This is a genomic window from Herbaspirillum sp. meg3, assembly GCF_002257565.1.
In the GTDB taxonomy this organism is placed as follows: Bacteria; Pseudomonadota; Gammaproteobacteria; order Burkholderiales; family Burkholderiaceae_D; genus Herbaspirillum.
In genome coordinates this window covers 4,240,238-4,255,121 of the sequence record NZ_CP022736.1, presented here as the reverse complement: position 1 = coordinate 4,255,121, position 14,884 = coordinate 4,240,238, and the positions used below count along the sequence as shown (strand labels likewise).

Genomic DNA, 14,884 nt, shown 5'->3' with positions numbered 1-14,884 from the left:
CGGCAAGCCCCGAAGGTCTTGCCGGTTATTTTTTATACAGAAGGCTTGTGTACGTTGCGTGCCTTCTTTGTCTCCGCCGCTTAACTGATGAGCTGATTAACTGACGTTCTCGCTTACTTGCTTATTTGGTATGCGAGATCAGATTGGGTTTGCCGCTTTCTTCACCGTGGCGCTCGTCAGTGTGCTCACCTGCCGCCGACACCTTGTCGCCGATCACGTCATGCGTGGAGGCGATGTGAGCGAGGATGCCGCGCTTGGCCTGGCGCTGCAGCTCGGCGAACGGGCTGGAGCGGTTCAGCGACACACCCACTGCCAGTACGTCGACCAGCAAGAGCAGCAGAATGCGCGACACCATCGGAATGTGCATCATGCTGCCTTCGTCGTGTTCGACTGCCAGCGTAAAGTCGGCGCGCTTGGCCAGCTGCGAATTGCTTGGCGCCAGCGCGATGATGGTCGCGCCGGAGTTGACCGCGACTTCGACCGTGGTCGCCAGATGGCGCAGGCGGCCGGAGTTGGAGATGATCACGGCGACGTCGGTATTCTTCAACAGCGATGCCGACACTTCCTGCAATTGCGGGTCGGTGTAGGCAGTCGATGGAATGCCGAGGCGGAAGAACTTCTGTTGCGCGTCTTCGGCCACCAGGCCGCAGCTGCCGAAACCATAGAACTCCACACGGGTGGCGTGGCTCAGTACTTCGATGACCTTGCTCAGGGTATCGGCGTTGAGGCTGTCGCGCACTTCCATCATCGCCGCGATAGTGTTGTCGACCACCTTGACGCCGACGTCCAGTGGCGAGTCGCCCACGTGCACCTGGCTATGCGCGACCGGCACGGTGCCGGTGACGCCAGAGGCGAGTTTCAGTTTGAAGTCGGCCAGACCCTGGCAGCCCATGGTGCGGCAGAAGCGGATCACGGTCGGCTGGCTGACGTTGGCGCGGCGGGCGATTTCCGAGATCGGTTCGCTCATGACGGCGCGTGGGTGCGCCAGAATCAGGCTGGCGACGCGTTCTTCCGCCGGCGAAAATTGCGAGCGCGCCTTGCGGATGCGCTCCAGGAAAGGCACGGCATTGCCGCCGCCCAGACGCTCGGCGAGAATCGCGGCAACCCCGACGAAAGCCGGGTAGGGCGCTGTGATGACATAGGTCGGAATCTTTTGCATGTAGGCGTCGAAACGCCCTTTGCTTTCAAAACGGGCGCGGAAGGCCGAGCGCGCAAAGTAATCGCCCAGATGCGGCACCACGCCGCCGCCAATATAGATACCACCCAATGTGCCCAATGTGACGGCGACGTTGGACGCCAGCGTGCCGAGCATGCCGCAGAAGCAATCGACCACTTCCAGGCACAGCGCATCTTTCTGGTTCAGTGCGCGGTCGACGATTTGCGGCGCTGCTAGCTCTTCGGCGTTCTTGATCTTGTTGATCTCGCACAGCGCGCTGTAAATCATTTCCAGGCCGGGGCCGGAGATCAGGCGTTCAGCCGAGACGTGCTTATAAGTGCGCCAGCAATATTGCAGGATCGCCGCTTCTTTTTCATCGGCAGGCGAGAACGAGACGTGACCACCTTCGCTGCCCAGCGCAATCCAGCGGCCTTCGCTCGGGATCAGGCCGCCAACGCCCAGGCCGGTGCCGGCGCCGACCAGGCCGATCACGCCGCCTTCCAGTCCATGTCCGCCGCCGACCTGTATGCAGTGTGACTGTTCCAGATGCGGCAGTGCCATCGACAGCGCGGTGAAGTCATTGACCACCAGCAGCGTATCGAGACCGAGCAGCTTGCGCGTCTCTTCAATCGAAAACGCCCAATGGTGATTCGTCATCTTGATCTGATCACCCTGCACCGGATTGGCGATGGCGATAGCCGCGTGATGAATCGCGGGGTGTTCATTGGTCGCCAGATAGGCTTTGACGGCTTGCGAAAACTCAGGGTAATCGGCGCAGCGCAGCGTCTGAATGGTGTCTATTTGCCCGGGCGCACGTTCCAGTGCGAAACGGGCATTGGTGCCGCCGATATCAGCCAACAAGCGCGGACCATCCATGAAGGTGTTCGACGAATTGTAACTGCCATGTATGAGCGATGCTGAAGACATGTAGTAAAACTTTCCGAATAAAAACGGTTATGCGTTATCGGTGATTCTGAACGGTATGCAGATCGCAGTGGCGTAGTGTAGCTCGCTTTGCGCAAATCCGTTTTGGTAAAGCAGTAACGTCAAACCGGCACGATTGTGCCATTTGGTGCGTTATGGCTTTATCAATTTGATCACCGGTCTTCTGGCCAGTGTGCGCCGGCGCGCGACATCATTGCCGACGATGCACTGGGTCCCCAACTTCCAGCTAAATACGATTTCGGCGCGGCCGAGGTGCTCTGCCAGTGGTTCAGCAGCGGCTCGACCCAGCGCCAGGCGGCTTCTTGCTCATCGCGCCGCACAAACAACGAAAGATTCCCGCGGATCACATCCAGCAGCAGACGCTCATAGGCATCGGCTCGCTTTTGCTTGAACGCCTGATCAAAGGCCAGATCCAGCGCCACCGGCTGGATCGCCATGCCGTCGCCAGGTTCTTTGGCGAAGCAATGCAACTGTATTGATTCTTCCGGCTGCAAGCGGATCACCAGGCGGTTGCTGGTCGGGATGCCGCTCGGCATCGGCATGATCGCGTGCGGAATCGGACGGAAAGTAATCACGATTTCCGCCGTGCGTTCCGCGAGGCGTTTGCCGGTGCGCAAGAAAAACGGCACGCCGGCCCAGCGCCAGTTATTGATTTCGGCATGCAGAGCAATGAAGCTCTCCGTCTTGGATTGCGTCGGGATGCCGGCTTCCTGGTGATAGCCGACGACCGGCTGGCTGCGTACGGCACCGGCGGCGTATTGGCCGCGCACGGCGTGCGACTCCAGGTCGTCGCGGCTGAACGGTTTCAGGGCGCGCAGCACGCGGACTTTTTCATCCCGTATAGCATTGGCATCAAGCGAGGTCGGAGGTTCCATCGCCACCATGCACAGCAGCTGCAGCAAATGGTTTTGCACCATATCGCGCAAGGCGCCGGTGCCGTCGTAAAACTCGCCGCGGCCTTCCACCCCAAGCTGCTCGGCGATGGTCAGTTGCACATGCTCGATCGACTCGCGTCTCCACAGCGGTTCAAACAGGCTGTTGGCAAAGCGCAGGGCCAGCAGGTTCTGGACCGACTCCTTACCTAAATAGTGATCGATGCGATAAATCTGGTCTTCCGCGAACACGCGCGCCACGGCGTCGTTGATCGCGCGCGAGGACTGCAGGTCATGACCCAGCGGCTTTTCCAGCACGACGCGGGCATTGTCGAGAGAAATACTGCTCGCGGCCAGATGGTTGCAGATCGGTTCAAACAGTTTCGGCGACGTTGCCAGATAAAACACCGTGACGGCTTCTGTATTGAGCTGCTGGCCGAGCAGGGTGTAGTCAGCGGCATTGTTGGCGTCGAGCACGACGTAGGCAATTCTTGCGAGAAAACTTTGCCACTTTTTCGCATTCTCACCAGCAATACCTTCGCTCACATGTGCGCCGGCCTGGGTCTGCGCCCAGTCAAGATAGGCGTCCTGGCTCAACTGCTGGTTAGAAACGCAAATGATACGACCGTCTTGATGCAATTTGCCGTCAAGATGCGCGGAGAACAGCGCCGGAATGATCTTGCGCATCGCCAGATCGCCTGTCGCTCCAAACAGGACGAAATTGAACAAAGTCGCTTCTTCTTGAATGACGTGCATGTATTTTCTATGTAATTAAACAAAACTTATATTGCAATGTTACTGTAGCATTACTACAATTACAAGCGAGCGACGGGAGTTCGCCCTAATAATTAAATTTTATTGAGGCGTTTTTTGTAGTTTAAGTAAAGTGAGCTAGTAAGTTATGCGGCAAAGAGTGTCCACAAGGCACCGCCAACCAGTAGCAAGTTCTCTCCCCCGGGAACGCTGACCTTGCCGCGATGCAATTCGCCGGCAATTTTTAAAACACAGGAGATAAAAAATGATGTTGAAGCACGCCATTAAAAAAAGTCTGATCGCCACCAGCCTGATCGCAGCTTCCACCGTAGCGTATGCCGCGGAAGTGGAAGTGCTGCATTACTGGACCTCCGGCGGTGAAGCAAAATCGGTTGCTGAACTGAAAAAAATCATGGAAGCCAAGGGCGTAACCTGGAAAGATTTCGCCGTTGCAGGCGGCGCGGGTGAGAACGCAACGACAGCCCTGAAGGCGCGCGTCATCGCCGGCAGCCCTCCGACAGCAGCCCAGATCAAGGGCCCTGCCATTCAGGAATGGGGCCAGGAAGGCGTGCTGGCAAACATTGACTCTGCCGCAACCGCCGGCAAGTGGGATTCTCTGCTGCCGAAGTCGGTCTCCAGCGTGATGAAATACCAAGGCCACTATGTCGCAGCACCGGTCAACGTGCACCGTGTCAACTGGCTGTGGATCAATCCGGAAGTGCTGAAGAAAGCCGGCGCCAAGACCCCGACAACCTGGGATGAATTCTTTGACGCTGCTGAAAAGATCAAGAAGGCCGGTTTCGTCGCCGTTGCCCATGGCGGTCAGCCATGGCAGGACGCCACCGTGTTTGAAACCGTCGCCCTGGGCGTCGGCGGTGCAGACTTCTATCAGAAGGCTCTGGTGAAACTGGATCAGACAGCCCTGACCAGCGCCAACATGGTCAAGACTTTCGACACACTGGGCAAGATCAAGACCTACATCGACAAGGATTCCGCAGGCCGTGACTGGAACCTGGCAACCGCCATGGTCATCAACGGTAAGGCCGGCATGCAATTCATGGGCGACTGGGCCAAGGGCGAATTCACTACCGCCGGCAAGCAACCAGGCAAGGACTATCTGTGCGTCGCAGCACCAGGCACCGAGAAGTCCTACACCTTCAACATCGACTCGATCGCCATGTTCAAGGTCAAGAATCCTGATTCGCAAAAAGCGCAGCTGACCTTGGCAACCGCCATCATGAGCCCCGAGTTCCAGGAAGTCTTCAACCTGAACAAGGGTTCGATCCCTGTCCGTCCCGATATCCCACGCGGCAAGTTCGACAGCTGCGCCACCAAGTCGATGGATGATTTTGCCGCATCGAGCAAAGCCAATACCCTGGAGCCAAGCATGGCCCACGGTATGGCTGTCAGCTCGGCAGCGCAAGGCGCGATGTTTGACGTGATTGCCAAGTTCATGAACTCCAACATGACTTCGCAAGCTGCCGTGCAAGCGCTGGCCAAAGCAGCTAAAACTCAGTAAGCAATAAGAAGTAATTAGAAAGTAATTAGAAGCAGTGTAATAAGGCCTGTTCCGCAGCACGCTCCGGCGTGTTTGCGGAACAGGGTATTTACGGGGCGGGCGCAGCGGTCAGGCGCCCATCATCGTGAAAGGCCGGCAAGATTGTCCAGCCGGTTTCGCGATACTTTCCCCGGGTTCAGGAGACATGCATGTCCAACTCAACAGTTTCCCTGTCGTCGACTGGTTCGAACGCAGCGGGCAAGCCCGCGCGTAGAAATGGCCGCAGTGGAAAATTCGCCGCGTTCGCCGACAACTGGCTGCCGCGCCTGGTCTTATCACCGACCATCATTTTGTCGCTGGTGTTTGTCTACGGCTTCATCGCACTCACCGGCTATCTGTCGCTGACCAATTCGCGCCTGATGCCCAACTACGAATTCGCCGGCTTCGATCAATACACCCGGTTGTTCGCGCTCGACCGCTGGTGGACCGCTGCCAGCAACCTGGGTATCTTCGGCGGCCTGTTCATCCTGCTGTGCCTGGCCATCGGCCTGTTCATGGCGATCCTGCTGGATCAGAAGATCCGCGCAGAAGGCGCCTTGCGCGCCATCTACCTGTATCCGATGGCGCTGTCCTTCATCGTGACCGGCGCTGCCTGGAAGTGGATTCTCAATCCCGGCCTCGGCCTGGAAAAAATGATGCACGACTGGGGCTTCGCCAACTTCTCCTTCGACTGGCTGGTCAACTCCGACATGGCGATCTACACCGTCGTCATTGCCGGTGTGTGGCAGTCGTCGGGGTTTGTGATGGCGCTGTTTCTGGCCGGTTTGCGCGGTATCGACGACTCCATCATCAAGGCGGCGATGGTTGACGGTGCGAGCTTGCCGACCATCTATCGCCGCATCGTCATCCCGGCGCTGCGCCCGGTGTTCTTCAGCGTGTTGCTAGTGCTCGGTCACATTGCGATCAAGAGCTTCGACCTGGTCATGGCGCTGACTGCAGGCGGCCCCGGTACCTCGACGGACTTGCCGGCGATCTTCATGTATCAGTTCTCTTTCACGCGTGGACAGTTAGGCCTTGGCGCCGCTTCCGCCGTGATGATGTTGGCGACCGTGCTGGCCGTGCTGGTGCCTTTGATGTATCTGGAAACGAAAGGAACCCGCAATGGCCGTTGATACCTTCGCTCCCAAAGGGGGCCCGAACCAGGAGCGCAAGCCGCTGACCGTCGGCCGCGTGCTGATCTATATCCTGCTGGTGCTGGTCGGCCTGTACTACCTCGCACCGCTGTACGTGATGATCACCACCTCGCTGAAGTCGCTCGACGAAATCCGCTCCAGCAATCTGCTGGCGCTGCCGATGTCGCCGACCACCGCGGCCTGGGGCAAAGCCTGGGACAGCGCCTGCACCGGCGTCGACTGCGGCGGCCTCGCGCCGTTCTTCTGGAACTCGATCAAGATGACGATTCCGGCCGTGTTGATTTCAACCCTGATCGGCTCTCTCAACGGCTACGTGTTGGCGCACTGGCGCTTCCGTGGATCAGAAGCACTGTTCGCAGCGCTCATGGTCGGTTGCTTTATTCCGTTCCAGGTGGTGATTCTGCCGATGGCGCGCTTGCTGGGCATGTTCGACATGGCCAACACCACGCCGGGCCTGATCTTCGTGCACATCGTCTACGGCATCGCGTTCACCACGCTGTTCTTCCGCAACTACTACGTGACCGTGCCGGAAGAGCTGGTCAAGGCGGCGCGCATCGACGGCGCTGGATTTTTCCTGACCTACCGCAAGATCATCTTCCCGCTGTCGCTGCCGATTTTTATGGTCTGCTTCATCTGGCAGTTCACGCAGATCTGGAACGACTTCCTGTTCGGCGTCGTATTCGGCGGCTCGGATGCAAAACCGGTGACCGTGGCGCTGAACAATCTGGTCAACACCTCGACCGGCGTGACGGAGTACAACGTCAACATGGCGGCCGCGATCATCGCGGCGCTGCCGACGCTGCTGGTGTATATCCTCGCTGGTAAATACTTTGTCCGCGGCCTGACAGCAGGCGCCGTCAAGGGTTAAGCAGTTCAAGACAAGAATTCATGGAGAAGTAAGAGAATGGCAAGCTTATCAATTCGCAACGTACGCAAGGTCTACCCGAACGGTAACGAAGTCCTCAAGGGCATCGATCTGGAAATCGAAGATGGCCAGTTCCTGATCCTGGTCGGCGGCTCCGGCTGCGGCAAGTCGACACTGCTCAACATGATCGCCGGTCTGGAGACCGTCTCCGAAGGCGAGATCATGATCGGTGACCGCGTCGTCAACAACGTCGCTCCGAAAGAACGCGACATCGCCATGGTGTTCCAGTCGTATGCGCTGTACCCGACCATGACCGTGCGGGAAAATATTTCCTTCGGCCTCGGCATCCGCAAGATCCCCAAAGCTGAACAAAAGGAAATCGTCGAGCGCGTCGCCAACATCCTGCAAATCACCCATCTGCTGGATCGCAAACCGGCGCTGCTGTCCGGCGGCCAGCGTCAACGTGTCGCAATGGGCCGTGCGATTGCACGCGATCCCTCGCTATTCCTCTTCGACGAGCCACTGTCGAATCTGGACGCCAAACTGCGCGTCGAAATGCGCGCCGAAATCAAGCGTATGCACCAGCGTCTGGGCAGCACCATCGTCTACGTCACGCACGACCAGATCGAAGCGATGACCCTGGGCGATCGCATCGCCGTCATGAAGGACGGCGTGGTTCAGCAGTTCGGCAGCCCGCAAGAGATCTACGACTCACCGAGCAACCTGTTCGTGGCCGGCTTCATCGGCTCGCCGTCGATGAACTTCCTGCGCGGCAAACTCACCACCGACGGCTCCGCCCCGGCATTCGAGCTCGACCACGGCGGTCGCAAGACCTTGCTGACCTTGCCATTGAACGGCCATACCGATGCAGTAGCAAAATGGGTAGGCCGCGACATCGTCCTCGGTATCCGTCCGGAACACGTCACCGACGCCATGAGTGCGCGCAATGGAGATCCACTTAGCACCACCGGCAGCTATCGCCCGACCGAAGTCGACTGCACGGTCGAACTGACCGAGCCAACCGGCCCGGACACGCTGGTGGTGGCGCGCTTCAACGACGCACCGGTGACTTGCCGCACGCATCCGCGCGCAGGGGCATTGCCGAATGAGCCGCTGAAGCTGGCGTTTGATCTGACCAAGGCGCTGTTGTTTGATCCGGCTTCGGAGCAGCGGATTGCTTGATCCGTCTTATCCTGCAATGGATTAAAAAAGGCCCTGCGACAGCGATGTCGCAGGGCCTTTTTTATGGTTGACTCGTGGATACGTTTTGCATGTGTAGGAAAAATTTGAATTCGGGATGTTGCTTGAATTTGATAGAGTTGCGTTTCAATTGAAGGGCAATGACTGCTACCGGCCAGAAGTGGGTACTCGTGAAGGAGGTAATACTATGGATGTCGACTATTTCCTCAAGAGACGCGTTGATGCAATCGTTCAATTTTACGAAGAAGCTAGTAGCCGCTTCGTAGAGACAATGGGAAAAATTGAAAAAGAGGAACCACCATTCGAGCCTGTTTATGCTGAGGATGGGGAGCCTCAGTTTCTGGACGAATGGTTGCAGCAAAGTTACTCGCTAGACTTGATCGGCCGCAGTGCAATTTCCAATCTCTCAAATACGTTGAAAATTTATTTCGAGACTTGGAGCAAATTGCTTTGGAAGAATCCGCAGGCGTGCCGAGAAGCAGCACCCGAACTATTCAAACGAAGTTTTGTTCGTGGCTACGTGGCATGTTTCGCCGAGGTCACCGGTCTGGATTTGGTGAATTGCGCCGCCGATATCGATGTTATTGAGCAGATTATCTTAGCGCGCAATTTAGATGGGCACGCAGGATCTCTTACCTCCGAAGCAATTCGGCACAATAAATCTACGCTAACAAAATTCCCTGTGCCGCTGTTTACCGACCCCAACGACATGTATTGGCCGCGCTCGAACATCGAAAACGACCCCTTCGGATTTGGTGGTCCAGCCCTACATGTATCAGCTCACGCATTCCGCCATGCGGCTGAACAAGTTCGCGTGCTGTCCAATTGGCTCGAGGAACCTCTGCGGAAATTTAAATATGGAGGCGGAAGGACTCAATCAACTGACGAATGAGCGATAGGAGTTTGTGATGTCCGCTATCGGCAAGAGCGGTCGTTCAGAAAATTTGCGATGTATACGTCCACTCCCATCTTGCTGATTTCTGTTTGCGGCAGAAAGGGGAAGTAAGTTATGCCCACAGAGTAGAAGGCCCGCCCGCTGGGTGCCCTTCATCATTCGCTCCCGGTAAAATTGGGTTGGAATAATTCATCAAGGGGAGGGAGAGCATGAAAGGTAAAACAGAACTGATCATTAAATTGCTTGCGGTCGCATGGATTTTCGCTGCGACGCTGATAACAATTTCTTCGATCAAAGAAAATCTGCCCAGCGAATTCTGGAGGGACTCTTGGGACTTCATTAAATTGATTGTAGGGCCCGCTATCGGCGCTGGGATTGCGTTCTATGTCAATGACTATGTTCACAAGCAGCGAAAGAAAGACCAAGAACGAACAGCCATCTATGGCGCGTCATACGCAATCGGCTCAATGCTCGAAGATTTTTTAAACGTGAGAGTAGTTTTTCGCGACATGCTAGCTGATGCAGCTGAGGGATTTGCCTCGGACGGAATTACCGACGCGCCGTTGGTGGCTTACGTAAAGCCACAGATAGCGACATTTTTACCAAAGAATGGCATCAACCTATTATCCATTCATTTCTTACTTCACGCTCCAGAAGGAAAAGAAGCTTTCCAAAAACTCCAACATCTGGAGAGGATTTATCAGCATCTCATTGATGTTCACGGGCTCTACAATGAAGCTGTGCTGGAGCGCCAAACAAAATTGGCGACGGCCTCAGATGAAGAACGAAAAAATAAAAATGAGGTGGAAATCATTGGGCTGAAGACCTATCACTCCGTAATGGACTTTCTAATTGCTGTTGTTGAGCATATCCAAAATGACGAACGAGAATACATCGAAGCTAGTAACCTGCTCGCTTCGGCGGCCGATGCTTACCTCCACGAAATGACGCCACTGAAGCACAGAGGCTACAAAAATACTCGCCACCTTGAAGAAAATTTACGCCCTCTTCCCCCGCCAATTGCATCAGCTCTGAAGTATGGGGCATAGGGGGCAGCAATTCAGGCGTTTCAGCCCTCAGAGGTTTATTTGACTCAGCATTTCCACGGGAGAACAAGGAAAGTGTCCCTTGGGTTGATTGTCGACAATAAAATCCCGAAGTGCACGATCATTGGTCACAAAGTGATCGCAGTATGCAAGTGCTCCGATGACATGCTGAGTATCGGCACCGTCGTTCTCATGAATGTGGCGATTCGTAAAAATGGCGCGCCTAAAACGAAGCTCGTCGGCATAAATCGTGGGGCATTCACGGAATAAGTCTGCCATGATAAGTAATACAAATTCTGTGGCTGCGCGTCTGGTGGGTTCTGGTATCCATGCCTGAGCCCGGTCACGCTCAGGCAATAAACCAAATATCCATTCCGCGTTAATAACCGGCTCGGGTTCGGCAATTAATCCCTTACCAGCAGCTACCCGAGCACTTCGAATAAGGTTTGGCGAATCGCCAAACTCTCTTAGTACTATGCCGAGGTCGTGTCGGTCTGCCGCAAGGTGCTCAACATACTCACCGAATATCTCTCCAATCAGCGCCGGACCGGCGTTGTATGTGCTCCACATTTGCGACACGGTTTCATTAAAGGGCTGAACCTCGGGGGAAATCATAAAAGGCCATTGAGTCCGTCGATTCAAAAATAATTGCAGCTCCTGACTCTTGATAAAATTGTTATTGCTCAGGTATAGCGGCATCATGTTTCGGACTATTGTCGCGGTCTCTTGTCGCCTATCAATTCGGGCCGCTTTTGCCAATTCCACCATATTCCAAGCCGACACCACAAACCGATGGCCAGCGGCATTCAGTGACTGAGCAATTTCCCATTCCGCGCGGTACAAAGGTTCGTTAAATCCGCGTTGTAAATTGACGAGGTAGCAGTGATCCAAATAGATAAGCATGTGCAGCCCTAAAAGGTCGCCATTGCCCCAAAGCGAGGCGAATAGGCAATGGTCATACCGTAGCAAAGAAATGCCCTACAGGTGCGTAAAAATCCATCAAAAACGTGGTCAATTTATTGCGTCAAGAGCCGCTGAAAAGCTACTCGAGAGTAACGGCTTATATGAAATGGATGGCCGCAATCGGCTAGAAGCAGAAAAATATTAAAAAACGCCCCACAACGACTTTGTTGTGGAGCGTTTTCATTTTAATTCGTTGACGCCCTTCGACGTATTCTGCCACGCATCCAGTCGCGCAATCGGCTATACCAGGACGACGATGCGCGAACCGCATCGCCATCTTCAGCATCCCCCGCATGCACCAACCGATACAACAACGGCAACACCAGCAACGTCAACAACGTCGACGACAAAATCCCTCCGATGACCACCGTCGCCAGCGGCCGTTGCACTTCCGCGCCGGTGCCGGTTGCCAACGCCATCGGCACGAATCCCAGCGACGCCACTAGTGCGGTCATTAGTACCGGTCGCAGGCGCGTCATGGCGCCTTCGAAGATGGCGTCGTCGAGCGAGCGGCCTTCTTCGCGCAGGGTGCGGATGAAGGCGATCATGACCAGGCCGTTCAACACCGCCACGCCTGACAGCGCGATGAAGCCGACGGCGGCCGAGATCGACAACGGGATGCCGCGCATCGCCAGCGCCAGCACGCCGCCGGTCAGGGCGAACGGGATGCCGGTGAAGACCAGCAGGCCGTCCTTGACGTTGTTGAACATCGCGAACAGCAGGACGAACACCAGCAGCAAGGCGACCGGCACGACGATTTGCAGGCGTTGCGTTGCCGACTGCAAGTTCTCGAACTGGCCGCCCCAGGCGATCCAATAGCCGGCCGGGATTTTTACCTGCGCGGCGATGCCGGCGGCGGCGGCGTCGACGAAGGAACCGAGATCGCGTCCGCGCACGTTGGTGCTGACGACGACGCGGCGCTTGCCGTTTTCGCGGCTGACCTGGTTGGGGCCGGGGGCGATGTTGAAGTCGGCTACTTCGCCCAGCGGGATGTAGCTGAGCTTGCCGTCGCTGTGCGACAAGGGGATCGGCAGGCGCTTGATGGCGTCGAGGTCGTTGCGTTCGTTTTCCGGCAGCCGCACGATGATGTCGAAGCGGCGGTCGCCTTGGAACAGCGCGCCGGCTTCCTTGCCGCCGATGGCCATGGAGATCGTATCCTGCACGTCGCCGATGTTGAGGCCGTAGCGGGCGGTCTTCTCGCGGTCTATCTTGACGGTCAGCATCGGCAGGCCGGTCGATTGCTCGACTTTGACTTCGGTTGCGCCGGGGATCTTGCCCAAGGCACCGGCGATTTTGGCGGCGGTGTCGTTGAGCACGTCCATGTCGTCGCCGAAGACCTTGACCGCGACGTCGCTGCGCACGCCCGAGATCAGTTCATTGAAACGCAACTGGATCGGCTGCGAGAACTCGTAGCTGTTGCCGGGCAGGGTGGCGACGGTTTCCTGGATGGCGATGATCAGTTCGTCGCGGGTTTTGCGCGGCTTGGGCCATTGGTCTTCTGGCTTGAGCATGATGTAGCCGTCGGAGATGTTCGGCGGCATCGGGTCGGACGCCACTTCGGCGGTGCCGGTGCGGGCGAACACGCGCTCGATCTCGGGGAAGTTGTCCTTGAGCGTGCGTTCCAGCTGCTGCTGCATTTCCACCGATTGCGTCAGGCTGGTGCCGGGGATGCGCAAGGCCTGGATCGCCAGGTCGCCTTCGTTGAGGCTGGGCACGAACTCGCTGCCCAGCTTGGTGCCGAGCAACGAGCATAGGACGATCACGGCCCCCGCCAGCGACAGCACCACCGGCTTGTTGCGCATCGAGGCTTGCAGCAGCGGCGCGTAGGCGCGCTTGGCGGCGCGCATCAGGGCGTTTTCCTTTTCGTCGACCTTGTCGCCGATGAACAGGGCAATCGCCGCCGGGATGAAGGTGACCGACAAAATCATCGCGCCCAGCAAGGCTGCCACCACGGTGAAGGCCATCGGCTGGAACATCTTGCCTTCGACACCGGTCAGCGCAAACATCGGCAGATACACGATCATGATGATGAGCTGGCCGAACAGCAGTGGGCGGCGCGCTTCACGCGAGGCTGCGAAGACTTCGTGGAAGCGTTCGCTGCGCGTCAGCGGCCGGCCGTGATGCTGCTGCGCATGGGCCAGGCGGCGCACGCAGTTTTCCACGATCACGACGGCGCCGTCGATGATGATGCCGAAGTCGAGCGCGCCCAGGCTCAGCAGGTTCGCGCTGACGTGGTTGGACACCATGCCGGTGAAGGTGAATAGCATCGCCAGCGGAATCACCATCGCCGTGATCACGGCTGCGCGGATGTTGCCGAGGAACAGGAACAGCACCGCGATCACCAGCACCGCGCCATCGATGAGGTTTTTCTTGACGGTATTGATGGCCTTGTCGACCAGCACTGTGCGGTCGTATACGGTGACGGCCTGTACGCCTTCGGGCAGCGAGCGGTTGATCTCGGCCATCTTCTTGTCGACCGCTTGCGACACCGTGCGGCTGTTCTGGCCGATCAGCATGAAGACGGTGCCGAGCACCACTTCGCGGCCGTTCTCTGTGGCGGCGCCGGTGCGCAGTTCACGGCCGATGCCGACCTCGGCCACGTCGCGGATGCGGATCGCCACGCCTTGCACGTTGCCGAGGATGATGTTGCGGATATCGTCGAGCGAAGCCACCTGTCCCGGTGCGCGGATCAGGTATTGTTCACCGCGCTTCTCGATGTAGCCGGCGCCGACGTTGGCGTTGTTGCGTTCCAGCGCGGCGGCGACGTTTTGCAGCGTCAGGCCGTACGAGGCCAGCTTGGCCGGGGAAGGGGCGACGTGGTATTCCTTGGCATAGCCGCCGATGGAATTGATCTCGGTCACGCCGGTGACATTACGCAGTTGCGGCTTGATGATCCAGTCCTGGATTTCGCGCAGGTCGGCGGGCGAGTAGGGCGTGCCGTCGGCTTTCTTCGCACCGTCTTTGGCTTCAACCGTCCACAGGTAGATTTCGCCGAGACCGGTCGAGATCGGTCCCATCGCGGGATCAATACCGGACGGCAGCTTGCTGCGCGCTTCCTGGATGCGTTCGTTGACCAACTGGCGTGCAAAGTAGATGTCGGTGCCGTCCTTGAAGATGACCGTCACCTGCGACAGGCCGTAGCGCGACAGCGAGCGTGTCTGCTCCAGATTGGGCAGACCGGACATGACCGTTTCAATCGGAAAGCTGATGCGCTGCTCGGTTTCCAGCGGCGAGTAGCCGGGCGCGGAGGTGTTGATCTGTACCTGGACGTTGGTGATGTCGGGCACGGCGTCGATGGGCAGCTTCTGATAGCTGTAGACGCCGTAGGCCGCCATGCCGAAGACGGCCAGCAAGACCAGCCATCGGTGCTCGATGGCGAAGCGGATGATGCGTTCAAACATGGGAGTGTCCTTCTCGCTCGGAGTGGGAGATGAAGTAGGGATGAAGCATGGGTTTAGAACCTGCTTGAGATCTGTAGCGAGAGGCCATCAGCCGGTG

At 57.3% G+C, this 14,884-nt stretch carries 10 protein-coding genes; 6 read left to right on the top strand and 4 right to left on the bottom strand.

Translation table 11 applies throughout. The features are described from left to right. Positions 1–121 precede the first annotated feature (121 nt). A complete protein-coding gene (locus hmeg3_RS19115; protein ID WP_369828896.1) occupies positions 122–2,032 on the bottom strand; it encodes a glucokinase in 1,911 nt (636 codons plus the stop codon). 221 nt (positions 2,033–2,253) lie between these two features. Continuing rightward, positions 2,254–3,729 carry a glucose-6-phosphate dehydrogenase gene (zwf, locus tag hmeg3_RS19110; RefSeq protein WP_094565134.1) on the bottom strand — a complete coding sequence of 492 codons (1,476 nt, stop codon included), beginning with the start codon at positions 3,727–3,729 and terminating at the stop codon, positions 2,254–2,256. 262 nt (positions 3,730–3,991) lie between these two features. Here zwf and hmeg3_RS19105 point away from each other — a divergent pair, with 262 nt between their 5' ends. From hmeg3_RS19105 to hmeg3_RS19080, 6 genes are all read left to right on the top strand, one after another. Beyond that, positions 3,992–5,245: an ABC transporter substrate-binding protein gene (locus hmeg3_RS19105; RefSeq protein WP_094565133.1), complete on the top strand. Its 1,254-nt coding sequence runs from the start codon at positions 3,992–3,994 to the stop codon at positions 5,243–5,245. A 188-nt stretch (positions 5,246–5,433) separates the two neighbouring features. Beyond that, positions 5,434–6,396, top strand: coding sequence for a carbohydrate ABC transporter permease (locus hmeg3_RS19100; RefSeq protein ID WP_094565132.1), 963 nt, complete (start codon positions 5,434–5,436; stop codon positions 6,394–6,396). Next, the gene (locus hmeg3_RS19095) at positions 6,386–7,285 is read left to right on the top strand and encodes a carbohydrate ABC transporter permease (RefSeq protein WP_094565131.1); all 900 of its coding nucleotides are present in this window, start codon (positions 6,386–6,388) and stop codon (positions 7,283–7,285) included. Before hmeg3_RS19100 ends, hmeg3_RS19095 begins: the two co-directional genes overlap by 11 nt. 36 nt (positions 7,286–7,321) lie before the next feature. Beyond that, on the top strand, positions 7,322–8,464 hold the full coding sequence (locus hmeg3_RS19090; RefSeq protein ID WP_050477540.1) for an ABC transporter ATP-binding protein: 1,143 nt from the start codon (positions 7,322–7,324) through the stop codon (positions 8,462–8,464). Positions 8,465–8,669: 205 nt separating this feature from the next. Then, positions 8,670–9,374, top strand: coding sequence for a hypothetical protein (locus hmeg3_RS19085; protein ID WP_157739306.1), 705 nt, complete (start codon positions 8,670–8,672; stop codon positions 9,372–9,374). A 212-nt stretch (positions 9,375–9,586) separates the two neighbouring features. Then, entirely contained in the window at positions 9,587–10,426 is an 840-nt protein-coding gene (locus tag hmeg3_RS19080) for a hypothetical protein (protein WP_094565129.1), read from the top strand. A gap of 27 nt (positions 10,427–10,453) precedes the next feature. Here the strand turns inward: hmeg3_RS19080 and hmeg3_RS19075 are convergent, their stop codons facing one another. Both hmeg3_RS19075 and hmeg3_RS19070 read right to left on the bottom strand, forming a co-directional pair. Continuing rightward, entirely contained in the window at positions 10,454–11,326 is an 873-nt protein-coding gene (locus hmeg3_RS19075; RefSeq protein ID WP_094565128.1) for a hypothetical protein, read from the bottom strand. 245 nt (positions 11,327–11,571) lie between these two features. Further along, a complete protein-coding gene (locus hmeg3_RS19070) occupies positions 11,572–14,787 on the bottom strand; it encodes a CusA/CzcA family heavy metal efflux RND transporter (RefSeq protein ID WP_094565127.1) in 3,216 nt (1,071 codons plus the stop codon). Positions 14,788–14,884: the final 97 nt, after the last annotated feature.

Bases quoted from the DNA above. Each gene is read 5' to 3' on its own strand.
- hmeg3_RS19115 (WP_369828896.1), bottom strand. From the start codon at position 2,032: ATGGATGGTCCGCGCTTGTTGGCTGATATCGGCGGCACCAATGCCCGT.
- zwf (WP_094565134.1), bottom strand. From the start codon at position 3,729: ATGCACGTCATTCAAGAAGAAGCGACTTTGTTCAATTTCGTCCTGTTT.
- hmeg3_RS19105 (WP_094565133.1), top strand. From the start codon at position 3,992: ATGATGTTGAAGCACGCCATTAAAAAAAGTCTGATCGCCACCAGCCTG.
- hmeg3_RS19100 (WP_094565132.1), top strand. From the start codon at position 5,434: ATGTCCAACTCAACAGTTTCCCTGTCGTCGACTGGTTCGAACGCAGCG.
- hmeg3_RS19095 (WP_094565131.1), top strand. From the start codon at position 6,386: ATGGCCGTTGATACCTTCGCTCCCAAAGGGGGCCCGAACCAGGAGCGC.
- hmeg3_RS19090 (WP_050477540.1), top strand. From the start codon at position 7,322: ATGGCAAGCTTATCAATTCGCAACGTACGCAAGGTCTACCCGAACGGT.
- hmeg3_RS19085 (WP_157739306.1), top strand. From the start codon at position 8,670: ATGGATGTCGACTATTTCCTCAAGAGACGCGTTGATGCAATCGTTCAA.
- hmeg3_RS19080 (WP_094565129.1), top strand. From the start codon at position 9,587: ATGAAAGGTAAAACAGAACTGATCATTAAATTGCTTGCGGTCGCATGG.
- hmeg3_RS19075 (WP_094565128.1), bottom strand. From the start codon at position 11,326: ATGCTTATCTATTTGGATCACTGCTACCTCGTCAATTTACAACGCGGA.
- hmeg3_RS19070 (WP_094565127.1), bottom strand. From the start codon at position 14,787: ATGTTTGAACGCATCATCCGCTTCGCCATCGAGCACCGATGGCTGGTC.